Source organism: Sphingobacterium haloxyli (assembly GCF_002980525.1).
GTDB lineage: Bacteria > Bacteroidota > Bacteroidia > Sphingobacteriales > Sphingobacteriaceae > Sphingobacterium > Sphingobacterium haloxyli.
The window spans coordinates 26,643-53,243 of record NZ_PVBQ01000006.1 but is presented as its reverse complement, the minus strand read 5'-3'; the positions used below and the strand labels follow the sequence as shown (position 1 = coordinate 53,243).

The following is a 26,601-nucleotide window of genomic DNA, read 5'->3' as shown; positions in this document are numbered from 1 at the left end:
AGCAAAGGTAAATATAATTATTATACCTCCCAATTTTTCTTGTGCTTTTTTTAAGGGAAAAAGAATAGATAAAGCTACCTTTGCAAAAAAAAGATTATGTTTACCGGCATTATTGAAACTGTAGGAACACTGACCGACATCGAAAAGGAATTAGGAAATATACATTTCTTTATACAATCTGACATCTCTAACGAGTTGAAAATCGATCAAAGTGTATCACATAATGGCGTATGCCTAACGGTGGTCGGCATAGAAGAAAATACACATAAGGTGACGGCAATACAGGAAACATTATTGAAATCCAACTTGGGTGATCTTAAAGTTGGAGACTTGATCAATCTAGAACGCTGCACTCCGACGAATGGGCGATTCGATGGTCACATTGTGCAAGGGCATGTAGACCAAACCGCTATTTGTATTGGGAAAGAAGAGCAACGGGGAAGTTGGTTATTTACTTTTGAATATCTGCCTCAACAGCAAAACATAACCGTGGAAAAAGGCTCTATAACCGTAAATGGAATTAGCTTAACCGTAGTCAATTCGCAGAAGAACCAGTTTTCAGTTGCCATTATCCCCTACACGATAGAACACACCAATCTGCAACAGGTAAAAATTGGCGACACCGTCAATCTAGAATTTGATATTGTTGGAAAATATGTATCAAAAATAATGGCTATGCGTGATCACTCTAAATAATGCCCTTGCCTGACCAATAATGCTCTATATTTATTGAATACGCTGGATTTTGAAATAAATCCTAAATATCGATCATCTTCGTCGACCACAGGCAGTATCCACACATCATCTTTGTTCATCTTTGTCATCACGACTTCCATATTCTCTTTGTCACGTACGACATCGTTAGGCTTTTGGGCTAGTTGTTCGAACGTCTTATCAGCACCCTCCTCTTCGCCCAATAAAATGGCAAAAAGGCGTTCACTGTAGATTGTCCCCAACAATTTACCGCTATCATCTACGATAGGAAAGATATTACGTTTTGAATGGATAATATCTGATTTTCTATCCAATGGCGTTTCATGGAGTCGCAATATGACAAAATTGGTCTCTAGCACATATCGGAGCTTCATCATACTTAACACCGTTCGATCTTTATCTTCGTAGGAAAGTAGATCGCCCGAATCTGCCAATACTTTTGTATAGATAGAATGTTTGAGTATAGACCGATTAATGAGATAAGATATAGATGTAACCAACATCAACGGTACCATCAGTGTATAGCCACCCGTAATTTCTGCTATTAGAAACAGACCTGTCAACGGAGCATGCATAATCCCCGCCAACGCACCGGCCATGCCGGCCACTACAAAGTTAGGTACATTGAGCATCACAACTCCGGTCTGATTGATGCCGTAGGCAAAAGCAAAGCCGAGCAGCCCGCCCATTACCAGGCTCGGGCCAAACACACCTCCGTTTCCACCTCCGTTCAGTGTAAACAGTGATGCAAAAGATTTTGCAAATAATGTTAAAACAGTATAGCATACAACGACACCTGCCATATGCCTATAATCAGCAAAGAGACTATTTTTCACAATTGCGTCAAATTGCCCGTCCAACATTTGTTGGATCGCGAGATATCCCTCACCATATAACGCCGGAAAAATAAAAATCATCAGCCCTAGCGAAATGCCACTGAACCATACCTTATGATAAGGATTATGGATTTTCGCGAACCAAGACTTTACGGACGTGCTAATTTTTGCAAAATAAACCGTATAGAGACCAACAATTACCGCCAATAGTATATAGAAGATAAGTGCTCCGACCTCCCATTCGGTGCTAGCCGTATGGAAAAGAGGTTCGCTATAAAGTAGCCGAGAAACAACGGAGGCTAATGCGGCAGAAATCAATAAAGGAATAAAAGCTGGTATAGAAAATTCCGGTAATAAGATCTCAATAGCAAAAATCATCCCTGCAATAGGACTATTAAAAGCTCCCGCAATTCCTGCAGCTGCACCACAAGCCAACAACATGGTAATTTCCTTATATTGTAGTCCAAAGAAACGTCCTACATTGGAGCCGATGGACGACCCACTGTATGCGATAGGGGCCTCTAAACCACAAGAACCACCAAAGCCCACCGTGATAGCGCTCGTTACGATCTGTGAATATACATTATGTGGCTCTATACGACTAGATTTCCGCGATATTGCATAAATAATAGGTGTGATACCATGTTCAAATTTCCTCTTTTTAAGAAACTTGCGCACATATAATACGCTTAGCAAAATACCCAGAAGCGGGAGAATCAAATAAAAAGAATATTTATAATGCCACTCGATATCGTTCTGCAGCGTGGCCGCGATAAAATGAGTCAGACCTTTTAACAGTGCAGCCGCCAACCCGCCTATGATCCCAACGAGAAACGCCAGTATAATTAGAAAATTCCGGTTTGAAATTTTCTGCATCCGCCAGCGGTTCAGTTCGTCTAATTTCTTTTTAATGCTTACTTTCATGTGAACACGGCCTCCTTTTAGAGGTCAAACCCCATTACCTCTCTTTTCTTTTTCGTTTTAAAACGTTCGGGTACAACAGCTAAAATTTCATTTTTCAAGGCATTTACAGCCTGTTTCTTCACGAAGTTTGACGTCGTTGCCAAGCTTATTTCTCGTACAGGTTCCGGCATTTTGAAATACCTTACGTGGTTAAGCTGATCTTCATCATAACCCAAGATGCTCATTTCCGGCAATATTGTGATTCCTCCATTGATATCTACCATTCGTTTCAGGGTTTCCACACTTCCTGTATTATATTCAAATGTCCCTTCAGCTGCTTGATTATGCTTATAATGACATATATTTAAGACTTGCCCGCGCATACAGTGCCCCTCGTTAAGAAGCCACAATTTTTCATTGGCGATTTCGTCTGCCGTTACTATCTTCTTTTCATACAGTGGGCTTTTCTCCGATACATACGCGACAAAAGTCTCGTAGTACAGTTCCGTTTCTTCTATGCCGGCTTCCTGTAAAGGGGTAGAAAGAATACCACAGTCCAAGCGTCCTGTTTTAAGCTCCTGAATAATCCGTTCGGTCGTATATTCCCAAATCTGCAGCTGTAATTGTGGGTAGGTTTGAAGCATCTTTGTCAATACATCAGGAAGCAAATAGGGTGCTACTGTCGGGATAACACCCAATTTTAATTCTCCCGAAATAACGCCCCTCTCCTCTTGCAGTAATTCTTCTATTTTTTTGGACTCATTCAATACCACTCGTGCTTGCCGAACAATCTTTTCCCCTATTTCTGTAGGCACCACCGGTTGTCGACTTCGATCAAATATCTTCGCTCCCAACGACTCCTCTAATTTCTGAATCTGCATACTCAAGGTCGGCTGTGTTACATAACAGTGCTCTGCCGCAGCGACAAAACTACGGTAAGTATCCACGGCTATAATGTATTCCAGTTGCACAAGTGTCATCTTATCGATTTTTAACTAAGCAAAGGTAGTTTTTTATTCGTACAAACAGCCCACGATTGAATGATTAATGCTTAACTTTGAGCAATGCTAAATTAGAAATGTATGATCAAACTAAAAGCCAAAGGCGGTCTGTTATGTGCCTTTTTATTAGGAGTTAGCGTATTTAATTTTTCGGCATCCATTCCCGACGAGGGGATGTTTCCGCTCAGTGAACTTAGCCGCGCAGGATTAAAAAAAGCAGGCTTAAAAATAGCCGAGAAAGACATCTATAACCCTGGACAAGTTGGATTGGTAGACGCGCTGGTACAGGTAAGTGGTTGTTCGGGTTCTTTCGTATCACCTAACGGTCTTATCATTACGAATCACCACTGTGCATTTAGCGCGGTACAGCTAGCGAGTTCACCCGAATTCAACTACTTGAAAAACGGCTTTGTTGCACAATCCTATGAGCAGGAAATTGAAGCCGAGGGTTTAACCATCCGCATTACAGAATCTTACGAAGATGTATCGGAAGAGATTTTAAGTGCAGTGGCTTCCATCACCGACCCGGCAGAGCGCATTAATATGATCAGCAAAAAACGGTCTGAAATTGCGAAAAGAGCAGAAATGGAAGATCCAACCATTAAGGCGGAAGTATCAGAAATGTTCATCGGAAAAAGCTACGTCCTCTTCCGTTACAAAACGATCGAGGACGTACGTCTGGTTTATGTTCCCAGACAAGATATTGGTGAATTCGGCGGTGAAACAGATAATTGGGTTTGGCCGCGGCATACGGGAGACTTTTCTTTTTTACGTGCTTACGTAGCACCTGACGGATCGTCGGCGAAATACGCCAAAGAGAACGTGCCTTACCAACCTAAAAAGCACCTTAAAGTGAATCCGAAAGGTGTCAACGAAAATGATTTTGTTTTCATATTAGGGTATCCAGGCAGAACATTTAGACACCGTCCGGCACAATACATTGAATATCAACAAAAGTTTTTATTGCCTTATACGTCCGAACTCTATGATTTTCAAAACCAGCAAATGTTTGCAGCGGGAAAAGAAGACCCAAAAACGGAACTGGCGCTGGCAACACGTATCAAGCGAAACGCGAACGTCATGAAAAACTATCGTGGTAAATTGAAAGGGCTTCAGAATTTGGATTTGGTAGGCGACAAACGAGAGGAAGATGACGCACTGAGAAAATTCATTACAAGCAAACCCGATCTCCAAGCTAAATACGGCACGCTGATGGCCGACATTGATAAGCATTACCAAGCTGTTTTTGAAGTGGCTCCAAAAGAGCTTTGGTTCAATAACATTTATAATAGCGTGTCCTTGCTTCGGGTAGCTTATACGATCAACGATTTTAAAGAAGCTATCCTCAAGCAAAATGGACTTAACGCACAAGAAGAGGTATTCGCGCTTAACCTAAATCAGCTGCGGGAATATGTAGAGAACATCTACGGTAGTTACCACCTTACGGTAGACAAAAATATTGGACGCCGTATGTTTGAGGACGCCTATCAGCTAGATGGACCCAACCAACTGGATTACTTCGCTAAGAGAAACTTCACCAATAAAGAGGAAGCGGGAGATTATATTGTAGCAGCTTTAGACAAATCCAAACTTAACAACAAAGAAACACTCTACCATACGGTATTAAAAGATATCCAGTCGTTAAAGAATTATAACGATGATTTATTGACGATTCTAAAAGAGCTGGATGCTGAGCGCGAGGTATTCAATGCGGAGCAGAAACGCCGTGAGGGTGTCTTAAATCGCCTTATGGGAGATTACGTGGCCGTAAAGGAGCAATATCAGGCAAAAAACTTTATTCCAGATGCGAACTCCACGCTACGCCTTACTTTCGGAAATATCAAAGGATACAGTCCTGCCGATGCCACGTATATGAGTCCGTTTACAACGATAAAAGGGCTTATAGAAAAAGGAAATTCGGGGTTATCGGAATATGAATATCCTGAAAGTATTAAAGCGGCATGGTTGGAAAAGAACTTCGGTGCCTATGTAAAGAAAGATCTCAACGATGTTCCAGTCAATATCCTCTACAATATGGATACAACCGGTGGAAACTCTGGTTCGCCGATTATGAATGCGCATGGTGAGCTCATTGGTGTCAACTTTGACCGTGCCTATGATGCGACCATTAATGATTTTGCCTGGAGCGAAGACTATAGCCGCTCCATTGGTGTGGATATCCGTTACGTATTATGGATAGCTGACAAAATCGACAATGCACACTTCATTTTAAACGAAATGGGGATTTAGCGACGAGTCACTTTCCGTATCTTCACCGTTAGCACCGCAATGGCTACTATAAAACATACCATAGCAATTATGGCCATCACTATCACGCCCTTATAAGTATGATAATTTTCTCCGTGCTGGATAAACATAACTCTAAAAATGCGTAAGTAGTGAGTGGAAGGAATGACATCCGCAATAAGCTGTACCCAGGTTGGCATCAAACTAGACGGCCAAGTGAAACCACTTAAAATGAATGCTGGTGTTGCGATCACCATTAATATCTCCGTGGCTTTCAATTGTGACGGCAAAACGATGCTTACTAAAACACCGATAAAACATACGGCCAACATAAACACGAATGTACATAACACAAACCACCAAAAATCAGTATGTAGCGGCATCTCATACCATTTTCCAAATCCCCAATATAATATCAGTATACCAACGGACATGAGGATATAAGGAATAATCTTGACAAAGATAAGCCCCACAGGGTTTCGCATTTTCTGTGCTAATTCTACAAAAGTGCCGTTTTCAAATTCGGAAGAAAAGGATAATGCCAGTCCCAAAAGGAGTACCTGCTGCAATACAATAATCAGCACACCTGGCAGCATGAAATACAGGTAGTTTCCACTTCGGATATTCTGTCTGACCATGGTCGTTTTGAAAGGCTCGTATTGTTCGGCTGCGATCTTAGCAGGAACACCTTGCTTCATCTGGGTCTCTATTTGTACGCCCGCTTTCAGCGTCATCGCACAGACATTAACCGCCATGGCGGCTGTATTGGAAGTCAGCGTGTTGGAACCATCCACAAAAATGGTCACTTCTGGAACCCGCTTTTGCTGGACACCTGCGGCAAAGCCCTTCGGGATATGCACGATAACCGTTGCATCATGTTCAATAGCAATCTCCTTTGAATCAAACAGCGACGGCAGCATACCCACCACCTTGATGCTTTCGTTGTCGTTCATCATATCGACAAAAGTAGCGCTCATTGGACTACTGTCCTCATCGACAACAATAATCGGCATTTCCGTTACTTTCCCTTGTTGATACACATGCCCTATCAATACACCATAGAGAATCGGTGCTCCGATAAAGAGCATCATCAGTACACTGTTGTTGAAAAAGAGCTTAAACTCGCGTTGAATGAGTTCGATAAATTTTTTCACGTTCTAATCCTTTCTATGGTGCTTGAAGAACAACCAACGTCTTTGTTAACAAATCACTCACCTCTGCATGATCTTGAGGCACTACTTTAACCTCGAATACCGTCAATTGGTTATCATAGTCCGGATAAGCCGTAGAAATATTTGCATACGAGCTCAATGCTTTCATCGCTACTACCCTACCCTTGATTTCCTTGTTATCCAAATAAGGGACACGCAGAACAACTTCACTTCCTCTATTTAATTTACCTACTCTATTTTCAGGAACAGTAAACCGGAAATAAGTCGCATTGTTAATGTAACCATTGATAACTGCATATCCAGCAGTGGCGAGTTCCCCTACGTTTAAATTAACAGTCTCCACACTCATATCCTGCGGAGCGATAAGGTATTTTTCCCGTGCGGCTACCTTAACCTCCGCTACCGCCCCTAAAGCGCGCTCTTTCTGACCTAATGCCATAACCTGCTGCTCATAACGCGCACCATTCCGCGCCTCTTCTATTTCAGCTTGCGCCGCAAGGTATTGATTTTTCGCTCCTTGGTATTTGGCGTACGTTTCATCATATTGTTGCTGCGACACTAAACTGTCACGCAATAAGTTTTTCAAGCGATTGATCGATTTCCCGGCGAATTCATATTGCTCTTTTAATCCGTCTACCTTAGCCTGCAATTGTACCAACTGCCCACGTGTAGCACCTTTTGTCGCCATATTATATTGTGCTTCGGCAGATTGTAGAGCTCCTTGTGCCTGCTCTGCTTTTGCATCCACTTCGGGGATATCCAATATCACCAACGTATCTCCCGCATGTACAAACGCTCCTTCTTGAACACGTATTTCCGCCACTTTTCCGGATACTTTTGTCACAACCGTTATTTGTTCACGTTCTACTTTTCCTTCCAAAGGCTTCTCCCGAACTTCATTTTTGCACGCAAAAAATAAGAACGCCAAGGGTATAAGGTATAACTGTTTCATTTCTATTCGTATATGGTTTGTAATAGTTTTCCTGATGTATGTAATAATTCCAAGGCCACTGCACGTTGCTGCAAAACATGGCTGTAAAAATTAAGATTGACTTTATACCACTCATTTTCGGTTGCCAACAGTTCCGTTATATCAATCAAACCGGCTTCATACTGCTTTGAAGCCATCTGCAAATTATTCTGGGCTACTTTTACCTGCTGGTCACCTACTTTCAATTTTTGATTGCTAGTGGTATAACTGACTTTGTTTTTATCCAGCAATAAGTTCAGCTTTTCCGTTGCGTCAAGAAGCTTCGTTTCGTTAATGGCTTGATCTAATTGTACTTGCTTCACTTTATTTCGGTGTTCCCCACCGTTAAAGATATCCCATCTCACCCCGACGCCAACCATAAAGTTAGGTCTACCCTTTAAATAGTTGGTAGAAAGATCGATATCACCTACTACGGGTCTGTCTTTAATGGTTAAATTTGTATTATGGAGATTCAAATAGCTCGCTGAGCCGAAAGCAAAAACCGTCGGTAGTGATGCTCCTTTTTCTTTTTTATACAGATATTCATAAGCTTTAGATGACGCATCCAACGCTTTTAGTTCGGAACGCTCTTCCACTCCCGTTGGTACATCCGATAAATAGATGGGCGAAAGATTATACAATACCTCTTCTACTGCTGATGTCGACAAACCTGTTTCTTGTTGTATTTTTTTGACCAGTAACGCACGATTTCCAGCTAACTCCACCTTTTTTTCTTCCAATTCCAACAGAGCAAGTTTAAGTTTATCCCGATCATATGGAATAGCCAATCCATTTTCGATGGCCTTATTCACTTTTTCCTGTTCCTTTTTCAACCTCCGCTCGGAATCTACAATCAGTTTATCAACCTCGTTCAACAGCATCAGCTGATCGAACGTAGACGCAATCTCCTTCGCCATTCCCTCTTTTCCCGCTTCGGCCAAATAGCCTTGTGCCCGTGCCTTTTCCTGAAGGGCACGTTCACCATTTGGTATCTGCAATCCCGAAAAAATAACTTGCTTTACAGATACACCCGCATATGCAGCTTGTGATCTAAGGTTAAAATCTGTCGCACCGTCAAATAGTCCTAGATTTAATACCGGCAGATTTACTGTAGGAACGTCTATACTGCCATTGTTGTACATAAAACCATACAAACCCGTTGCTGACACATGTGGTAGTTTATTGGCTTTCACACCCTCCGCCTCAAGATTTGCTTTATCTACTTCTAAGCTTTTAATTATCAAACCTTTATTGATCTGAAATGATTGCTGTATAATTTCTTTTACCTTTGGATCTATAAAGGACTGTGCCCGTCCTGTTTGCTGTAAAACGACGCCAAACATGATAAAGATCCATCCCCATTTATTACCCATAACCTTTTTATTTGTATTGCGAAACAAATATCTGATTTATATGATGTGCTTTTTTTAAGATATCTTAAAAAAGGAAGTCTTCTGTCGATTTATTGAGTTAACGCTGTGCTCTAATGACGCTAAGCGTCTGTTGAGAAATGCCTAAATAGGAAGCAATATCTCCTAATGGTGCTCGCAGAAGTATATTTGGATGCTGCTCCATTAAGTTTTGATAGCGCTCTTGTGCCGTTTCAAATTGCAAGCTCTGTAGCCGCGTGGAAAACCCGATCAATGCTTGCAACAGTATGGTTTGTATAAGTCTGTTCATGGCTATGGAACGGGATGCAAGTTTCGCTATCGCATCAAACGGGATCAGGGTGATTGTTGAAGGTTCGAGTGCCTCGATACCGTACATTGATTTTTTATGATAGAATACGCTTTCTGTACCTGCTGCAAAGGTTTGTTCTGAAAAAAAATAATGTGTGATGTCCTTATCCAGTTTATAATAAAACATCCGCACAAGCCCCTGCTCAATGAAAAACACGTTCCGCGAATAATGCCCTGCATCTAAAATAACGGCTTTTTTTTCATAGGTTTTAGTGACAGATACCTGTTCCAAGTATACTAACAGGTCATCTGTCAAACCAAACGTTGTCTTCAAATAGGGAATCAACTGCATCCCCTAAAATAACATAATTTTTAGAAAATACAATCTCATAATTTGTGATTAGCTAGCGTGCTAGATAACCAAAGGTCTTCACATCTTACGCTGGATTTTTATATTTGATTTCCAACGCCAATATAATGTCCCGTTTCTTCCCTTCTATTAAAGATAAATTTCCCGCAACAAACACCCCTTTCTTACCGTTGATACTATTTGAAATACCATATACCGTGGATTCGTCGTCTGGATTGGAGGGCCCCTCGTAACGATAAAGATGATCTATCTGATAATTTTCGGCGTCATTCAATATCTCATCAAATTCCACATTAAAGTCGATAGTGTATCCCATATCTCTTAATTTAGCTAATGCTACGTCCGTAGTTTCATAATCGTGTTTTGTATCCATAATATCTAAAGTTTGTTTTATTTAATAGGATAACACATCAAAGGGCAGTTCTGTTTTCGCATTTTTTTTCTAGCTTTGGACATCTTTTTAAAATAGGAAGCGAAAAATTATGGCATACCCTATACCCGAGGCTCAATACACTCCTGGAAAAGCATTGGAAAGGTTAATCACCATCCTAGATACGCTCCGTATCGCCTGTCCGTGGGATCGAAAACAAACCATGGAATCCTTGAGACATCTCACCATTGAAGAGCTCTATGAGCTGACAGATGCGATTCTAGAAAAAGACTATAATGAGATAAAAAAAGAGCTTGGCGATGTTATGCTACATCTTCTTTTCTACACCAAGATTGCCGATGAACAACAACAGTTTAATGTAGTAGACGTATTGAATGCGATTTGTGATAAGTTGATTATACGACATCCGCACATCTACGCAGATACACAGGTAGCAAATGAGGAAGATGTAAAAAGCAACTGGGAGTCTATCAAATTAAAAGAGGGAAACAAATCTGTTTTATCTGGTGTACCAAAAGGATTGCCTGCCCTCGTCAAAGCGTATCGTATTCAAGATAAAGTGCGGGGGGTCGGTTTTGATTGGGAGGATAAAACGGAAGTTTGGGGAAAGGTAGAGGAAGAACTAGCAGAATTTAAGCACGAATTTAACCTCACAGACGGCGAGCCTGTCGACCAAGAGAAAGCAGAAGCAGAATTTGGTGATCTGCTATTTTCCTTAATTAATTACGCCCGACATCTGGGCATCAATCCTGAAAATGCTTTAGAACGTACCAATAAAAAATTTATGCAACGATTCAGCCATTTGGAAAAGCGGGCTGCCGAAAACGGACAAAGCCTCAAAGAAATGACATTAGCCGAAATGGACGTTTATTGGAACGAAGCAAAAAAACTGTCCTAACAAAAGACTTTAAGGTTCATCGCAATCCAAGGTATCTACCTTAACAAACAGTTTTTGAAACTGTTCCATTTGTGTTCCATCATAGTTAATATGGGGGACCAGATGGTTCGCACTATTCCACCAGCCGTATACCAATACGTAGTCGAAAGCACGATCTAACCTATCAGCACGTTTCATGGTGTTTTCATAGTTATGCCATAGGTAGGCAGGCGTGCTATTATTTTTCATTTGCTCCCTTGTCACCTGTTCATAAGCTTCCAGCAAACGATCTCCACCTTGATGAAGCGCCTCGGCATATTCCCTCGCCCGCGTACCTTCTTTCACAGCAGCAATTAAAAGCTCCGGTTTTTCTTTCGCTTTTTTTTGTACTTTTTTTAAGTCTGCAGTCTCCAGTAAATAACGTAACACGTCTTTTTTCAAACGTTGAAAATAAGATGCTTGGACGATTTGCAAACTTTCAACAGATCGTATCACGCTGTCATATCGGATAGTCAGCTCTTCCAACGTCCCCTCATCATGAACGTAGTGGCTAGTACGAAAAAGATTATACGTATCGGCGAGCTGCACCTCCGTATATTTTTTGCTATCGTAATATCCCTTGTACGTACATAACTCATCGTTGAACCCCCAAGCTTTTGTTTGGGCAAAAGCTGAACTCAAGAGAGATACCACCATAAAAGATCCGATCGAAATTTGTCTTAACCTCATAACCTCCATTTATAAAACTAATATAGTGAGCTTGTCTTTAATTAGCAATTAATCCGTAAATTCGCGACATGAAAGAAACTGTCGTTAGCGGTATCAGAAGTACCGGGAGATTACATTTAGGCAACTATTATGGAGCATTGAGCAACTTCGTCAAAATGCAACATGAATACAATTGCTTTTTCTTTATAGCGGACCTGCATTCCCTAACCACACATCCCACTCCAGAGCATTTAAATCGAACAGTAAGAGAAGTTGTGGTAGAATACCTAGCGGCAGGCATTGATCCCGAACAGTCGACTATATATGTGCAGTCGGATGTTCCAGAAGTAGCGGAGCTCTACCTCTACATGAATATGAATGCCTATTTGGGCGAATTAGAGCGCGCAACGGCTTTCAAAGATAAGGTCCGCGCTAATCCGGACAATGTTAACGCAGGTCTATTAACATATCCGGTATTGATGGCATGCGACATCTTGATTCATCACGGCACCAAGGTTCCCGTTGGAAAAGATCAGGAACAGCATTTAGAAATGACACGAACTTTTGGAAATCGGTTTAACAGGCTATACAATGTAGACTACTTTAAGGAAGCGTTTGCGTTCTCTTATAGTGATAAACTGGTCAAAATTCCAGGGCTGGATGGCAATGGAAAAATGGGTAAGTCCAATGGTGAGGCAAGTTGTATATACTTGAGTGATGCACCAGAGGTTATCCGCAAAAAGGTAATGCGCGCTGTATCTGATGCTGGCCCAACAGAGATGAATCAAACGAAGCCTGAGCCTATACAGAATCTATTTGATTTAATGAAGGTCGTTTCTACACAAGACACCCTGCAACATTTCGAAGACCTATATAACAAATGTGCTATCCGTTATGGTGACTTTAAAAAGCAGCTTGCCGAGGATATGGTCTTAGCGACGGAGCCCGTTCGCTCACGTATACAGGCCATTTCAAACGATGACGCATATCTCAAAAAAGTTATCCACATGGGAGCAGAAAAAGCTCGGGAGAGCGCATGTAGGACGATCAAAGAAGTACGTGAAATAATAGGAATCAAGAAGTTATATTAAACTATGCATATAGCAATCGTAGGAAATATCGGAGCAGGAAAAACGACGCTGACAGCATTGTTAGCTCGTCATCTTAACTTTGAAGCACAATATGAAGCAGTAGAAGACAATCCTTATTTGGAAGACTTTTACGGCGATATGAAGCGGTGGGCATTTAATTTGCAAATATTCTTTCTCAACACGCGTTTTAGACATATTGTAGATCTCCAGAGCCGAGGGATAAATATGGTTCAAGACAGAACAATCTATGAGGACGCTTACATTTTTGCGGAAAACCTATATGACATGGGGCTAATGAGCGCCCGTGATTTTGAAAATTATAGCAATATCTTTCAAAGCATTGTTCATTATATCAAAGCACCGGATCTCTTAATATACTTACGCGCTTCCGTACCCACATTAGTAAATAACATCCAAAAAAGAGGACGTGATTACGAGTCGGCAATTCGTTTAGACTATCTATCTAAACTCAATGAAAAATACGAAAAATGGATCGGCAATTATACCGACGGAAAACTGTTGGTTTTAGACAAGGACAATCTAGACTTCGCCAATAAACCGGAAGACCTTGGTAAAATAATCGAGAAGGTGGAAGCGGAAATGTTTGGGCTATTTTAACCCATCACTTTTTACAACAATCCCTCATCACGGAAGCTGAAATAAGAAGTATCCGTGAAGATAATGTGGTCATTCACCCTTATATCCATCAGCTCGGCGGCTGTAACAATTCTTTTTGTAATTAATTTATCCGCATTACTAGGCCGCAGCGTACCTGATGGATGATTGTGAATTAAAACAAGAGAGCCGGCTTGTACTTGCAATGCATATCGGAGAATGACCCGTATATCCACAGGCGTCGAATCATTGCCTCCTCGACCTATTATTTTCTTATCTACCAATCTACAGCCGGTATTTAAGTAGAGTACCCAAAATTCCTCATGCACCAAGTCTTGTATATAAGACCTAAAATAGTCGTAAACCTTCCTACTGCTGTTCAATACGGAGATCGTTTCGGGTTCCATCTCTTTTCTACGTCGCCCCAGTTCTAAAGCGGCAATAATGCTAATGGCCTTTGCCTCTCCAATACCATGATAACGACATAGGTCGGGCACTTCTAACCGCGAAATATTATTTAAATTATTTTGAGCATCGGATAATATCCTACGACACAGCTCAACCGCAGTTTCCTTGCTTGAGCCGGAACCAATAAGGATAGCCATCAACTCTGCATCTGTCAAGGCCCTTCGACCTTGTTCCAATAGCTTTTCTCGTGGACGGTCAGCTGCTGACCATTCCCGAATGATTAGTTTTTCCATGACAACAAGTATATAATGGTGCACTAAAGTTACTATTCTTTTTAGTAAAAACAAATCTACTAACACAAAACGCATTAACAATTCTTAACCGATTCAAGCCTCGCATTTCGTAGAGAAACTTTATCTTTGCAATCCATATAAATATCAAGACATGAGTAAAGCAATTATCAAGACGGAAAAAGGCGATATGACCGTGCAATTCTATGCGGAAGACGCTCCAAATACGGTGGCCAACTTTATCAAACTGGCAAAATCTGGTTATTACGACGGCTTAGCATTCCATCGTGTCATTCCTGATTTCGTTATCCAGGGTGGTTGCCCCAATACGCGCGAAGGAGCAACAGGTATACCTGGTACTGGCGGCCCCGGTTATAAAATCGATTGCGAATTGACCGGAGAGAACCAATATCATGATAGAGGTGTATTATCGATGGCACATGCAGGAAGAAATACGGGCGGTTCGCAATTTTTTATCTGTCACAGCCGTAACAACACCGCACATTTAGATCGAAACCACACCTGTTTCGGTAAAGTTATTGAAAATGTAGATGTCGTGGATGACATCCGTCAAGGAGATCGCATCTTAGGAATTGAAGTTATTGAAGAGTAAAACCTAAAGAGATATGAATTTAAGAGCTTTAGTATCAGTTACGGGAAAACCTGGCCTTTTTAAATTAATTGGGCAGAGTAAAAGTGGGTTTATATTAGAAACCTTGGATGATAAAAAAACCAAATCCACGGTCAATCTATCTACGACTAAAATGGCTACCCTAGAAGACATCACCATTTATGGTGAAGAAGAAGAAATACGTCTAATCGATGTGTTTGAAGCCATTAAAGAAAAAGGAAGCCATACACCAGATATCAAAAATGGACAAGCTTTACGTGAGTTTTTCCGCGAAGTGGCCCCCGGACATGACGAGTCAAGAGTTTATGCCTCTGATATGAAAAAAATTATATCATGGTACAACATCATCAAAGAATTGCCGTTATTTGAAGAGGAAACACCAGAACCGATTCAACAGTAAGGTTTTAATAGAGGCGCAATAAACTTGCGCCTCTACATATGTTACATTAGAACAACCTCAGTTGCATGTCACGATTCGGCCTTTCGAATAAGTCTGTACGCAGAACAGGATAAGTCTCTTGTCCCATATATTTTCTGACAGCGATCTTGAATAGTTGTCGTATTCCTTCTGCAGTTTCGCCGTCTCCGCGAATTCTCCTCCCCCATTTGCTGTCGTTCAGCTTGCCTCCATGACAAGCTTCTATACCGTGTATAATCTTTTCCGCTCCCGCTGGATAATTCTTATATACCCAGTCCCTGAAAATATTCGCGATTGCACCGTTTAGGCGTACAATGGTGTAACTAGCCCATCTAGCTCCTGCGTCAGCCGCATACTTTATCAATGCGGGCATCTCGTCGCTGTTTATTCCCGGAACAATCGGAGCGATCATTAACGATACAGGGATGTTTTTCTCGGCCAATTTTTCTATGAGCTTGAGTCGTGCAGTGGCGGTTGCCGTCCGCGGTTCCATCTTCCTTCTCACTTCTTCCCGCAAGCTATTAATGGTCACCGATACACTTACTAACCCCAATTCAGCAAGGGCTGCTAGTATATCCAAATCGCGAAGCATAAGGACATTCTTGCTGATGATCGAGACTGGGTGCTTGTAGGTTAGAAAAGTGTTTAAAAGTTGCCGGGTAATCCCCAGCTTCCTTTCGATCGGCTGATAGCAATCCGTATTGCCGGACATAAAGACCGGCTCTGGAATATAACCTTTCCTATCAAATTCTTTTTCCAACAACTCCACGGCATTATATTTAACCAAAATCTTTCGTTCAAAATCCAGCCCTGCGCTGTATCCCCAATACTCGTGAGAATTACGGGCATAGCAATAAATACAGCCGTGCTCACAACCTTGATAGGGGTTCAGCGACTGGTAAAATCCTATATCGGGGCTATCCACCTTAGATAAAATTGCTTTCGGATATGTTGCTATAAATTTCGTGGAATCAGATGTTAAAAAAGGTTCATCCAATCCTTCTATATATTCCTGTACGTAGCTCTGTCCGAAAAATTTATTATTGGGATTTAGCTGCGCCCCTCTTCCTTTAAAATACTCTTCTTCCTTCGAATCCATAAACAAAAATACTAAAAATATTAGTTTTTATGTTTGTCGCCGGAGAATATTTCATTTCTTTTCCACTAACCCTGTAACGGTTTGGCCGTAACAATCTACTTCATCAGCTCTCATTGTTGTCAAGCGATGCCATCGTTTATACGTATTAATAAAAACGGTCAAGCATGAGAACCTTGGCTGACAAAGCCAATGATACCAGTAGGTCGTATTTATTTTTTGTTACCCAGGATTTGAGATTCCAATTCCAACTGTTTTCTCAATGCACTATACTCGACATCCTGCACAGTGGTGCCTTTGTCAATCGCCAATACGGCAGCCAACGCCGCGCTCTGCCCGAGGATCATAAACACGGGTTCCATTCGAATACTACCGAAAGCGATGTGAGAACTCGAAACACAAACCGGAACCAACAGGTTTGTGCATTCCTCCTGTTTTGGAATCAAGGAACCGTAGGATATCCGGTAAGGCCCCTTCTTCGGTTTCACCCCAATATCTCCCTCATTCTGCACATATCCATCGGGCTTAATGTAACGTTGGACGTTATGTGAATCAAGCGTATAGGAGCCCATGCCTACCGGATCAGCAACCTCCTGATCGCTAAACACATCATGCTCGGTCATCACATGTTGCCCAATCATCCGTCTTGCTTCGCGGATATATAGCTGGTGCGGCCAGTTCCCGTTATCCACGAACTCATCCTTGGCCAGCCCCCATTGCGCCATCTCCTCCCGTACATCTGCCGGGACCCGTTCATCGTTGGCAAGAAAGTACATCAGTCCTTTCTGGTAATCCTCATGTTCCTTAATGATCTCCTTCCGCCGCTCATACGAAGCTATGGGGTAATCGTAATTCATCCCGATGAGGTCGGTACTGAACGGGCCGTGGTTGTTTGTGTCCGTTTTTCTATTTGGGATTGGATCGAACTTATGGAATGTTTCCCGCCAGCCCGACGCAAACACGCGCGCCAATAGTTCATAATTATTTGGGTTATAATTATCTGGTTTCGGAAATTCAACCCGATTTTCGGGATGATTGCTCAGGCAAATTCGGAAGCAGTATGCCTGCAACCGGTGGTCACCCTGCCCATATTCCCCAGGGTGCTCTGCCGATACTCCATATAGCAATCCACTAGTACTGTCTCCCGGAACCACGTATGGACTGATGTCCGTAGCGAACCAGTGCTTGTGATGCAAAACCCCTGTCTGTACACCGTTCCATTGCTCCTCGTACACACTATTTGCCTCACGGCCCACATGGTAGCTCACCCCAGCGGCGGCCATCAGATCCCCCTCGTAGGTAGCATCAATGAACATCTTCCCCGTGTAAGTCTTCCCGCTTAGCGTGGTGATCGACACGATCCGCCCGTCCTTCATCGCAACACCCGAATCTCGGTCAAGCCATTCGTCACGACGAACGTCGATATCATATTCCGTTACGTATTCTTCAAAGACCTTTTCGGCTGCATGTGGCTCGAAAATCCACATCGTCCGGTTATCTCCATCGATTGCAGCTGTGCCCTGTCCCTTGTTACCGTATTCGTCCTGATTTTGCCAACGCCAAGAAGCGCTATCCTGATAGTGCAAGTATAGACGGTGGTAGAAATCACGTGCCAGGCCGCCGATCACTGACTTGTCGCCTGTATCCGTGAATCCTAATCCACCGGACGATAATCCTCCCAGCTGCCTGTCAGGAGAAACTACAATTACCGATTTGCCCGACTTAATGGCTTGCACAGCCGATATGATTGCTGCCGAAGTACCGCCATAGATTACGATATCAGCTTTCTCCCCAGCCGAATCGAAATTACTACAACCGCCATGGGCGTACAAGGCAATAAGCAATAGAAAAGAAATGTACTTCATTATCAGTTTATTTAGTTTTTTCGTCATCCGCAGGCACAAATAGCACCGCATTGGCAGCCACAATTCCGTCTGCACCTTTGGTGCTTAACTCAACAAACGTTTCATTGCCCACTGCGCTTACGTGAAGTTCACCCAATGACACCCAAGTGCTTGACGTTTGTCCTTTAATTTCAATTTCAGACAAATCTAATGTTTTTTCTAAAACCTGCCCGCCACGTGCCAACGTATATCGAAACTGGGATGCGCTTTCAGCGGTTTTTGGGAAATAAGTATACACGTTGTAGCACCCCGGTTTCAAGTCACTTGCTACAAATCTGGCCGTGCTCACTCCGTCTTCGCTGTTAGCTTCCACATAGGTAGAACCGTAGCCCTTTCTTATACTTTGGTTCCATGTTCCAGTAAAATGTACCGCGTCTCTGTCTGTGCTACTGATTAAGATATCCGGTTGACGTCCGTCAGCCTTCGGATTTGTTGCTAGCTCAGCCTTTATGCTATTCACATCAACCTGCTGTACAGGAATACGCTCATCAATGGCTAAACATGCAGCCACAGCAGCCGATTGCGCCAGCACCATAAACACCGGCTCCATACGGATCGACCCGAAAGCAATGTGACTTGCCGAAAGACATACGGGTACCAATAGATTAGTTACCTCTTCCCATTTCGGAACGATCGAACGGTAGGAGATCGGGAACGGCGGGAATCCACCAACTTCCACATTCCCTTCATTTTTCACCATCCCGTTTACTACCAAACGATCACAGTTGTGCGAATCCATCGTGTAGGCAGCCCAGCCAACTTCATCGTCCACTACCTCCCTACCCTGGCAGTGGTGCTGGGTCATCACCAGTTCGCCGACCATACGCCGCGCTTCGCGTATATATAACTGAGGACTCCAATGGCCATTGTCCACGTATTCGTCTTTCGGATAACCCCACTCTTTCATCTGTTTACGAATGAATTCCGGAACCGAGGAATCGTTTCCCACGAAGTAAAGCAGTCCTTTGGTATAATCCTCATGTGCCTTTATAATCTCTTGTCTACGTTTGTAATCCGCCTCCGGATAGTCCCAGTTCTCTCCAATCATATCCGTGGAAAATCCGTTTCGGTTGTTAATATCGGTCTTTCCGTTCGGCATCAAACTCCAGATAAATACATCGGCAAGTGCTTTCCACGGCTGGATTTCCTTCTGTCTGCGGAGCAGCTCGTAACGCGAGGGGTTGTAATTATCCGGTTCGGTAATCGGTATTCGATTTTCCGGCACGTTAGTCAGCGCAATGCGGAAATTGTAGGCCTGTACCTTTTTGTCCCCTGTACCATCGGGCTGCAGCTTACCATCGCGTATCCCCCACAGCAATCCGCTGGCAGGATTGCCTCGCTCTACATACGGGTCGACCCCATCAGGAAACTGGTGTCCTTTCATCAACTGTACTCCGTTTATTGTCTCACCGTACACACTGTTGGCTTCTCTTCCCACGTGGTAGGAGACTCCCGCCGCAGCGAACAGATCTCCCTCATATGTACAGTCCATATACACCTTAGCCTTGACTGCCATAGCAGGTTTTTCGGGTCCATCTACAGGTTGAAACCGGACTAATGTGATCTCTGTTCCACTTTTTTCCACGTCGAGCAACAGCTGTCCGTGGTGCATCTCTGCTTTGCAGTTCTCCATATACTGCTTGAACAAGCCTTCGGCGACTTTCGGCTCAAATATCCACTGTTCAAATCCGCCGTAGTGTTTGCCAATTTTACGGTAGAAGTCCAGTGCTAAACCACGCACCACATACTTGTTACCAATATCGGTCTGCCCCAGTCCACCGGAGGTCAAACCACCAAGCATTTGGCCCGGATCAACTAGGATAACTGATTTGCCGGCTTTAGATGCCGTATAGGCTGCCACCACACCGGCAGAGGTACCACCGTAAATGCAAAGATCATATTCTTTTGTCTGGGATTGACTAGTAGCAATCATTCCTATCCATAGTAAAGTAAACAAATAACTTTTAAGATGTTTCATATTAGTAATTTGGATTTTGTTCAAGATTAGGATTCGTTACGGTCTCAATATTCGGAATAGGCCATAGGTAATCACGCTGTGCATTGAACTTGCGATTTTCGATTACCCTCATCTCGCCTCGATTCGGAACAGCTGAATAATCGACAAACCCGTCTATATCGATTTTAGGCGCAGTCGCTAATAAGCCTCTGGGAATACGACCGTAAACCGTACCGTTCATTATTTTTTCAGCCAACTCCCAACGTCGTAGATCAACCATCCTAAACCCTTCATTCGCTAATTCATATGCCCGCTCTTTGCGGACAAGTTCTCGTAGTTCAGCTTGCGTTTTGTCTAAAGCAATTGGCGGCATTTCTACTGAAGATCGCTGTCGTACTTGGTTTAATGCATCATAGACCGACTGGTCGATTTCACCAGCCTCAATTTTCGCTTCCGCATAAATCAAAAGTACTTCGGCATAACGCGATTGAATGATGTTTAACTCGGAGTTAGCGACGAAATCTTTATCTTCAAAGTCGACGTATTTTTTCCAGCAATAGCCTGAAAAGGTTGCATAGGCATTGGTTGCTTCCTGATTCCCTATACGGACTGGGACTGACGTATTGTACGCGTAATTCCAGCACTGCGTACTATCCTTATGAGTCTCAAACTGAAACCCGAAAAACTCGGTACCAGGAAGAGCAACCGTGTAGCCCAAGCGCGGATCGCGATTTTCAAATGGCTTTTCCGGGTCATATAGTTGACTTTCATCAATCTCCAGTCCATCTGTACAGGTATATAGGTCTATCAACGCTTGGGAAGGAATTTTATTAGAGTGCCCCTGTGCATTTCGGGAAAGGAAAGCTCGCGGAGCGACATGGGTCCTAGTCCCCTGATCCCTTAAATATTGGAAAGCGAATATAATCTCCTGGGAAGATTGTCCCGCATAAGAAAACAATTCCCCGAAATTCGGATGAAGCGAATAAATCTCCATATCCATTACCGCTTTGGTAGATTTAATCGCTTCACTCCATCTTCCGTTATTCAACGCTGCCCGGGCACGTATAGCCAGCGCTGCTCCTTTCGTAGCACGTCCTATGTCAGCTGCCCCGTAACTTTCTGGCAGCATCTCAGCCGCTTCATACAATTCTTGAAGTACAAAATCTACAACTTCTTCCTGAGGAGCTTTCGGTATCAGCGCGCTATCCAAGGTCAGTCGGCTTTTCGCGAGAGGCACACCACCGAAGAAGTCAGCCAAATATTGATAGGTGAACGCACGCACAAACCGAGTTTCTGCTTGATAACGTTCGTACAGCGCCATGTCCATCTCTCCTTCCAATTTATGCATGTTGTCCAAAATAAAATTGCACTTGCCAATCACCTTATATGCTTCCCGCCAGATATTGATCACGTAGTCATTGTTACTGTCGTGATCGCCACGGCCAAGGGATTGTAACGGCGACGTATTTCGGTCCCAACCGAGATCAGAAATAGCATCCTGTGTAAGATTCACGGGTATACCATCTGATGCGTGGTAAGTCATTGCACTATACAAACCGCTAACGGCCAAGCTTAATTCGTCTGCATTGTTGAAGTAATCCTCGTCCGACGGACCGAAAAGTGGCTTACGGTCCAAGTAACTTTCGCACGACTGAAGTGTAATAAAAAATACAACCGCCGTCGAAACAAATATATGACACATTCTTTTCATGATTTACTATAATTTAACTATGCTAAAAAGTGATATCCAATCCAAAGGTGTATACCTTTACCTGCGGGTAAAAATTGCCCGTCCCGACAGGTGCTTCCACATCGTATCCATCCCAAAAATCGTCTACGCTAAACAAATTCGTTCCATTGGCAAAAATCCGTAGTCGCTGAATACGGGTTCTTGACAGCCATGCTTGTGGAAACGTATACCCAATCTGTGCATTTTTAAGCCTTAGATAAGCTGCATCCCGCATCCAGAACTGGGAAGCCTGCGCATTATTATTCTGTCCGAAGGCCAATCGTGGATAAGTCGCATCCCGATTTTCCGGCGTCCAACGGTCCTTATTATCTTCCCGGATTGTTCCTCCGATGGCACCCGTTGTGGTAAACGGTTGGATTCCGGCTCCATAGAGATAGCCATCCGCCTTGCCAACGCCTTGTAGTAATATGCTTGCATCAAAACCTTTATAGGACGCTGAACCATTCAGTGAATATGTGTAACGTGGCACCGTACTTCCGATAACCACCTTGTCGGTTTCATTGATGATGCCGTCGTCATTTTGGTTTGCATATTTGATATCGCCCGGCGCAAGTGTCCCAAATTGTGTAGGATGGTCAGCTATCTCTTCTTCGGACTGGAAATAGCCCTCCACTTCATAGCCAAAAATCGATCCGATGGGATAACCTTCACGGTTTACGGTCAAACCCGTATTGTTGACCCCGCGCATATCCAATACCTTGTTTTTCACATCAGAAAGATTGGCTGTTATACTATAACGGAACTCACGCTGAAAATCGCTGTTATATGTAGCTGCAAACTCCCATCCTCTATTCTCCACTACACCAACATTTTGGTACGGTGCAGCTAAACCTATAATCATCGGGATATCCAACAAAAGCAGAATATCATTGGTTTTTCGATAATAGTAATCTGCTGTTAGATTCAATCGGCTAAACAACGTCAAATCCAACCCTATATTCTTTTCCTCGGTGCTTTCCCAAGTAATGTTGGGATTAGAAAGATTGTTCAACGCTGCCGTACCAATAATTCCTCCTCCCAGCGTGTAAGACCCGAGATCCAACGCTGCCACAGCCGGATAGGTACCGATGTTCTGATTTCCCAATCTCCCCCACGACACACGCACTTTACCTTCGACCAGCCAGTGTTTAGTATTCTCCATAAATGGTTCTTCTGAAAACCGCCATCCTGCCGAAGCGGACGGGAAGAATCCATAACGATTCCCTTTCAAAAACCGCGAGGACCCATCATAACGTGCATTAACTTCCAGTAAGTATTTTTCCTTGTAATCGTAGTTCAGCCGTGAAAAAAAAGACTGCAACGCCCATTCAGATGCACTACCGGTTGCCTGCTGGTTCACGGCTTGACCTGCGTCTAATACCGGGAATTCTGGCAACACATACGTGTCACGAAATCCCTGTATCCATTCCTCGGTAAAATCCTCTCGCGATGCCCCGATTAGCCAGCGGAGGGTATGATCGGAAATCGACTTGTCAACTGTCAGGGTGGCGCGCATATTGTTGTACAACTGCTGGGCATTTCGTTGAGTAAGTGCAGAACGTTGGGGAACGGCATATGCCGGCGAACCATCTGCATAATAGGATTGCACCACCTGCCTAAAATTCTTATTCACATCCGTTGAGTATTTCGGCGCATAGTTCAGTTCAGCAGTCAACCAGTCGACGGGTTTATAGGTAAGAAAGGCATTGATGCTGCCAAATGGCGACTTGTTTATGGACATGCCACCATCTTGCGCCGCAGAAACAGGATTACTCCCATTCCACCCTAAGCCCCAGGTACCGTCGGAATTCCGAAAAGACTGATTGGCCGGAATACTGTTCATCCATTGGAAAATATTTGCAATTCCTGCCGATGGCGAGGTCAAAATCGGATTTACATACTGTAAATCTACTCTGGCCGATAGTCTCTCGGAAAACGTAATATCCATATTATTCCGGATGGTGTATCGTTTAAAATTACTGTTCGCCGTCAATCCGTTTTGGTCGAAATACCCAAATGACGCCAGCATTTTTACCTTATCCGTTCCACCGTTGATGGTCAAGAAATGACTCTGTTGAAATCCAGATCCTGTTAACGATTCTTTTTGCCAGTCGGTATTTGGATAAAGATCGCTGCTGCCATTACCCTGCGCACGATAAGCGTCCATCAATTCCTCGGAATAGAGAGGTGAACTGCCTACATTGGTATACGCTTCATTTGTCAGTGACATGTGGTCCAGAGCATTCACGATATCCGGCATATTGGTAGGCGATTGCCATCCAAAATAATTGTTATACGAAATCGATACCTTATCCCCAACACCTCTTTTCGTCGTAATCAAAATCACGCCATTTGCCGCACGAGACCCGTAAATAGATGCAGATGCTGCATCTTTTAATATGGAGACCGATTCAATTAAGTTTGGATCAATGTTGTTCATAGAACCTTCTACCCCATCAATCAATACCATCGGATTGGCATTTCCTGTCGTTCCGATACCACGGATCCGAATATTTCCTCCATCAGCTCCGGGTTGTCCGGAGCGCTGCGTAACAGTCACCCCTGGAGCCAGCCCCTGGAGAGCGGCAGATGTTTGACCGGCGGGGCGCGCAGCGATATCTTCCCCCGACACGGATGATACCGCGCCCGTCAAATTCACCTTCTTTTGTGTGCCATACCCGACCACCACCACCTCGTCTAACCCCTGTTCGGCATTAGTCAGACGCACCGTGTAGTTGGTTTGTCCGGTCAAGTCAACCTTCGACGGACTATAACCAAGTAAAGTAAAAATAAGTTGATGGTCATCAGCTGCTACAGCGATACTAAAATTACCATTATCGTCTGTCACGGTTTGACGCAAGTTGGTGTTGGTCTTTACGGTGACATTCCCCAAGGGTTTCCCCTGCTCGTCAACAACCTGTCCGGTGAGAGACCGCTGCTGTACAAGTTGTTGCTTGCTTTGCGTCACCTTGCGGATGATGATCGTATTATCTCTGACCGAATACGTCACGTTTTGTCCTGAAAGCAGAAAATCAATAACAGATGCTGTCGATTTGTCAACAAACTTTCCAGATACCTTTTTGTTTTCGTCCAAATCCTTGGACGAGTACATAAATTTGACACCAGCTAAATTGTTGAGTTCCTTAAAAGCATCTTTTATGGTCGCATTTTTAAACTCAACGGTAATTAGCTGACGCAAAACCTGCCCAAGTCCGAGTGCAGGCCATATTACTATCAGGTTTGCGACAATAATTAGGTACAATAATCTCCCTTTACACCTTTTTAGTGTATTAATTCTCGTTAGTAATTTATACATTTGAATGTTGATTTAAACATGATCAATACATGGGGCCGCTAAAAAGCGTCCTCTTCATTAGAGGTGTTCGCCGCACCTCTAATTTTTTATCTTCCCTCTAGGTTTATTCATTCGCCGCTACATACATCACTCCTTTCTCTTCTACAAATGTTATATTATTCGTCATTTCTATAATCTGTAATACATCAGTCAACTGCTCATACCGAGTTATCATACCTGTAATAGGTAAGTTTCGTATAGCCGGGCTTACTTGAATAGGCTGCTCGTACCATTGTGCGAGTTCTTTCATAACGTCTGCCACCCGCTCTCCTTCAAAATGAAAGAGCCCTTTGCGCCACGCACGAACCTTGTTGTTCTCATCCGCGGATGCTACGAGTATACGATTATTGCCCGGGCTTAAAAACGCTTTTTGATTCGGCTTGAGCACCACAGAAGTATTATATTTATTGTGCTTTAGTTTTATTTTTCCTTCAAGCAAGACTACACATTCTTCATCAGCCTCTTGCGTATTCACACTAAACTCTGTTCCCAAGACCTCTACCGTCTGCAATGGCGTTTTGACTAAAAAAGGCATCGGTTTACCGTCCTGCTCACGCTTGGCGACATCTAAACTTACTTCGCCTGATACATGCACAATACGTTCGGTCTTATTGAAGCTAGGCATAAATTCGATCGAAGAATGAGCGTTCAACCAAACTTGGCTTCCATCATCCAATAAAAACGTAAAAACTTGTTTAGTGGGATTCGTAATTTTCCTCGGCGCATCATCTATTTCCTGAGCTAGAGATGATAGCAGAAACACCTTTTGATCGTCAATGATGCGATAACTCGCACTATCCTGTATATCTTCGTCCAGCGGATAAGATTTCTCGGTACCAACAGACAAAATTGGATTTTCTTTCTTTACAGTGATAGTTTGCGGACTCTTCGAAGGACTATCAGATCCACTAATACGGAAAACGATAAAAGCCACGGTACATACGAACAACAGACAAGCGGCAAGCCGGATATAGGGATCGTGGCTAAGTTTTATGATCTTATTTTTTGACGATATTTGGTTGTCAATAGTCTCTTTAATTTCCTGTCCCAAGCGGTCGAAATTGAGATTTGCATGTTCTTGATCGCCAACCTGTTGGTAAAATCGTTCTACGAAACGCTTCTCTTCAGCAGATGCTTCACCATTGACATATCTTTTGAAGATTGCCGACAGCTTGCTTTTTATTCTATTTGAATTCCCAGACATACGAGAAATGATCTATAATCGTTGCTTTCTTATAT

General features: G+C 43.1%; 22 protein-coding genes. 7 read left to right on the top strand and 15 right to left on the bottom strand.

The genetic code is table 11. From position 1 onward, the window contains the following. Positions 1-96: 96 nt before the first annotated feature. On the top strand, positions 97-696 hold the full coding sequence (locus C5745_RS09075) for a riboflavin synthase (RefSeq protein ID WP_105716686.1): 600 nt from the start codon (positions 97-99) through the stop codon (positions 694-696). On the opposite strand, the gene C5745_RS09070 is transcribed toward C5745_RS09075, so the two are convergent. Further along, positions 684-2,474, bottom strand: coding sequence for a chloride channel protein (locus C5745_RS09070; protein ID WP_105716685.1), 1,791 nt, complete (start codon positions 2,472-2,474; stop codon positions 684-686). The two genes, C5745_RS09075 and C5745_RS09070, sit on opposite strands and share 13 nt — an antisense overlap. 17 nt (positions 2,475-2,491) lie before the next feature. Then, positions 2,492-3,433 carry a hydrogen peroxide-inducible genes activator gene (locus C5745_RS09065; protein WP_105716684.1) on the bottom strand — a complete coding sequence of 314 codons (942 nt, stop codon included), beginning with the start codon at positions 3,431-3,433 and terminating at the stop codon, positions 2,492-2,494. Between the two features lie 102 nt (positions 3,434-3,535). Between C5745_RS09065 and C5745_RS09060 the strand changes: the two genes are divergently transcribed. Next, entirely contained in the window at positions 3,536-5,704 is a 2,169-nt protein-coding gene (locus C5745_RS09060; RefSeq protein WP_105716683.1) for a S46 family peptidase, read from the top strand. Here the strand turns inward: C5745_RS09060 and C5745_RS09055 are convergent. From C5745_RS09055 to C5745_RS09035, 5 genes are all read right to left on the bottom strand, one after another. Next, the gene (locus tag C5745_RS09055; RefSeq protein WP_105716682.1) at positions 5,701-6,855 is read right to left on the bottom strand and encodes an ABC transporter permease; all 1,155 of its coding nucleotides are present in this window, start codon (positions 6,853-6,855) and stop codon (positions 5,701-5,703) included. The two genes, C5745_RS09060 and C5745_RS09055, sit on opposite strands and share 4 nt — an antisense overlap. Before the next feature lie 13 nt (positions 6,856-6,868). Continuing rightward, positions 6,869-7,825, bottom strand: a complete 957-nt coding sequence (locus C5745_RS09050; RefSeq protein WP_105716681.1) for an HlyD family secretion protein — start codon at positions 7,823-7,825, stop codon at positions 6,869-6,871. Between the two features lie 2 nt (positions 7,826-7,827). After that, on the bottom strand, positions 7,828-9,216 hold the full coding sequence (locus C5745_RS09045; protein WP_105716680.1) for a TolC family protein: 1,389 nt from the start codon (positions 9,214-9,216) through the stop codon (positions 7,828-7,830). Between the two features lie 97 nt (positions 9,217-9,313). Beyond that, positions 9,314-9,856 carry a Crp/Fnr family transcriptional regulator gene (locus tag C5745_RS09040; protein WP_207795759.1) on the bottom strand — a complete coding sequence of 181 codons (543 nt, stop codon included), beginning with the start codon at positions 9,854-9,856 and terminating at the stop codon, positions 9,314-9,316. A gap of 103 nt (positions 9,857-9,959) precedes the next feature. Then, positions 9,960-10,265 (bottom strand): hypothetical protein, encoded by a 306-nt coding sequence (locus tag C5745_RS09035; RefSeq protein ID WP_105716678.1) that lies wholly within the window; start codon positions 10,263-10,265, stop codon positions 9,960-9,962. 109 nt (positions 10,266-10,374) lie between these two features. Here C5745_RS09035 and mazG point away from each other — a divergent pair, with 109 nt between their 5' ends. Next, a complete protein-coding gene (gene mazG, locus C5745_RS09030; protein WP_105716677.1) occupies positions 10,375-11,181 on the top strand; it encodes a nucleoside triphosphate pyrophosphohydrolase in 807 nt (268 codons plus the stop codon). 9 nt (positions 11,182-11,190) lie between these two features. On the opposite strand, the gene C5745_RS09025 is transcribed toward mazG, so the two are convergent. Continuing rightward, positions 11,191-11,889 carry a hypothetical protein gene (locus C5745_RS09025; RefSeq protein ID WP_133166329.1) on the bottom strand — a complete coding sequence of 233 codons (699 nt, stop codon included), beginning with the start codon at positions 11,887-11,889 and terminating at the stop codon, positions 11,191-11,193. Between the two features lie 68 nt (positions 11,890-11,957). Here C5745_RS09025 and trpS point away from each other — a divergent pair, with 68 nt between their 5' ends. After that, positions 11,958-12,959: a tryptophan--tRNA ligase gene (trpS, locus tag C5745_RS09020; protein ID WP_105716675.1), complete on the top strand. Its 1,002-nt coding sequence runs from the start codon at positions 11,958-11,960 to the stop codon at positions 12,957-12,959. A gap of 3 nt (positions 12,960-12,962) precedes the next feature. Continuing rightward, positions 12,963-13,577: a deoxynucleoside kinase gene (locus C5745_RS09015; RefSeq protein ID WP_105716674.1), complete on the top strand. Its 615-nt coding sequence runs from the start codon at positions 12,963-12,965 to the stop codon at positions 13,575-13,577. A gap of 11 nt (positions 13,578-13,588) precedes the next feature. Here the strand turns inward: C5745_RS09015 and radC are convergent, their stop codons facing one another. Then, positions 13,589-14,275: a RadC family protein gene (radC, locus tag C5745_RS09010; protein ID WP_105716915.1), complete on the bottom strand. Its 687-nt coding sequence runs from the start codon at positions 14,273-14,275 to the stop codon at positions 13,589-13,591. Between the two features lie 151 nt (positions 14,276-14,426). Here radC and C5745_RS09005 point away from each other — a divergent pair, with 151 nt between their 5' ends. Together C5745_RS09005 and C5745_RS09000 are read left to right on the top strand one after the other, a co-directional pair. Next, on the top strand, positions 14,427-14,885 hold the full coding sequence (locus C5745_RS09005; RefSeq protein WP_105716673.1) for a peptidylprolyl isomerase: 459 nt from the start codon (positions 14,427-14,429) through the stop codon (positions 14,883-14,885). Between the two features lie 13 nt (positions 14,886-14,898). Continuing rightward, a complete protein-coding gene (locus C5745_RS09000; protein WP_105716672.1) occupies positions 14,899-15,303 on the top strand; it encodes a DUF5606 family protein in 405 nt (134 codons plus the stop codon). A gap of 46 nt (positions 15,304-15,349) precedes the next feature. Here C5745_RS09000 and C5745_RS08995 read toward each other — a convergent pair whose 3' ends face one another. From C5745_RS08995 to C5745_RS08970, 6 genes are all read right to left on the bottom strand, one after another. After that, on the bottom strand, positions 15,350-16,420 hold the full coding sequence (locus C5745_RS08995; RefSeq protein WP_105716671.1) for a PA0069 family radical SAM protein: 1,071 nt from the start codon (positions 16,418-16,420) through the stop codon (positions 15,350-15,352). Positions 16,421-16,629: 209 nt separating this feature from the next. Further along, positions 16,630-18,282, bottom strand: a complete 1,653-nt coding sequence (locus tag C5745_RS08990; protein ID WP_105716914.1) for an FAD-dependent oxidoreductase — start codon at positions 18,280-18,282, stop codon at positions 16,630-16,632. A 7-nt stretch (positions 18,283-18,289) separates the two neighbouring features. Continuing rightward, positions 18,290-20,299 carry an FAD-dependent oxidoreductase gene (locus C5745_RS08985; protein WP_105716670.1) on the bottom strand — a complete coding sequence of 670 codons (2,010 nt, stop codon included), beginning with the start codon at positions 20,297-20,299 and terminating at the stop codon, positions 18,290-18,292. 1 nt (position 20,300) lies between these two features. Continuing rightward, complete coding sequence (locus C5745_RS08980) at positions 20,301-21,989, bottom strand: RagB/SusD family nutrient uptake outer membrane protein (RefSeq protein ID WP_105716669.1); 1,689 nt, start codon at positions 21,987-21,989, stop codon at positions 20,301-20,303. 22 nt (positions 21,990-22,011) lie between these two features. Next, positions 22,012-25,323, bottom strand: a complete 3,312-nt coding sequence (locus C5745_RS08975; RefSeq protein ID WP_105716668.1) for a SusC/RagA family TonB-linked outer membrane protein — start codon at positions 25,321-25,323, stop codon at positions 22,012-22,014. Positions 25,324-25,426: 103 nt separating this feature from the next. Next, entirely contained in the window at positions 25,427-26,566 is a 1,140-nt protein-coding gene (locus C5745_RS08970; protein WP_105716667.1) for a FecR family protein, read from the bottom strand. Between the last annotated feature and the right edge of the window lie 35 nt (positions 26,567-26,601).

Bases quoted from the DNA above. Each gene is read 5' to 3' on its own strand.
- C5745_RS09025 (WP_133166329.1), bottom strand. From the start codon at position 11,889: ATGAGGTTAAGACAAATTTCGATCGGATCTTTTATGGTGGTATCTCTC.
- C5745_RS09005 (WP_105716673.1), top strand. From the start codon at position 14,427: ATGAGTAAAGCAATTATCAAGACGGAAAAAGGCGATATGACCGTGCAA.
- C5745_RS09035 (WP_105716678.1), bottom strand. From the start codon at position 10,265: ATGGATACAAAACACGATTATGAAACTACGGACGTAGCATTAGCTAAA.
- C5745_RS09050 (WP_105716681.1), bottom strand. From the start codon at position 7,825: ATGAAACAGTTATACCTTATACCCTTGGCGTTCTTATTTTTTGCGTGC.
- trpS (WP_105716675.1), top strand. From the start codon at position 11,958: ATGAAAGAAACTGTCGTTAGCGGTATCAGAAGTACCGGGAGATTACAT.
- C5745_RS09070 (WP_105716685.1), bottom strand. From the start codon at position 2,474: ATGAAAGTAAGCATTAAAAAGAAATTAGACGAACTGAACCGCTGGCGG.
- mazG (WP_105716677.1), top strand. From the start codon at position 10,375: ATGGCATACCCTATACCCGAGGCTCAATACACTCCTGGAAAAGCATTG.
- C5745_RS09060 (WP_105716683.1), top strand. From the start codon at position 3,536: ATGATCAAACTAAAAGCCAAAGGCGGTCTGTTATGTGCCTTTTTATTA.
- C5745_RS08975 (WP_105716668.1), bottom strand. From the start codon at position 25,323: ATGTATAAATTACTAACGAGAATTAATACACTAAAAAGGTGTAAAGGG.
- C5745_RS08985 (WP_105716670.1), bottom strand. From the start codon at position 20,299: ATGAAACATCTTAAAAGTTATTTGTTTACTTTACTATGGATAGGAATG.
- C5745_RS09015 (WP_105716674.1), top strand. From the start codon at position 12,963: ATGCATATAGCAATCGTAGGAAATATCGGAGCAGGAAAAACGACGCTG.
- C5745_RS08990 (WP_105716914.1), bottom strand. From the start codon at position 18,282: ATGAAGTACATTTCTTTTCTATTGCTTATTGCCTTGTACGCCCATGGC.
- C5745_RS08970 (WP_105716667.1), bottom strand. From the start codon at position 26,566: ATGTCTGGGAATTCAAATAGAATAAAAAGCAAGCTGTCGGCAATCTTC.
- C5745_RS08980 (WP_105716669.1), bottom strand. From the start codon at position 21,989: ATGAAAAGAATGTGTCATATATTTGTTTCGACGGCGGTTGTATTTTTT.
- C5745_RS09075 (WP_105716686.1), top strand. From the start codon at position 97: ATGTTTACCGGCATTATTGAAACTGTAGGAACACTGACCGACATCGAA.
- C5745_RS09045 (WP_105716680.1), bottom strand. From the start codon at position 9,216: ATGGGTAATAAATGGGGATGGATCTTTATCATGTTTGGCGTCGTTTTA.
- C5745_RS09000 (WP_105716672.1), top strand. From the start codon at position 14,899: ATGAATTTAAGAGCTTTAGTATCAGTTACGGGAAAACCTGGCCTTTTT.
- C5745_RS08995 (WP_105716671.1), bottom strand. From the start codon at position 16,420: ATGGATTCGAAGGAAGAAGAGTATTTTAAAGGAAGAGGGGCGCAGCTA.
- C5745_RS09065 (WP_105716684.1), bottom strand. From the start codon at position 3,433: ATGACACTTGTGCAACTGGAATACATTATAGCCGTGGATACTTACCGT.
- radC (WP_105716915.1), bottom strand. From the start codon at position 14,275: ATGGAAAAACTAATCATTCGGGAATGGTCAGCAGCTGACCGTCCACGA.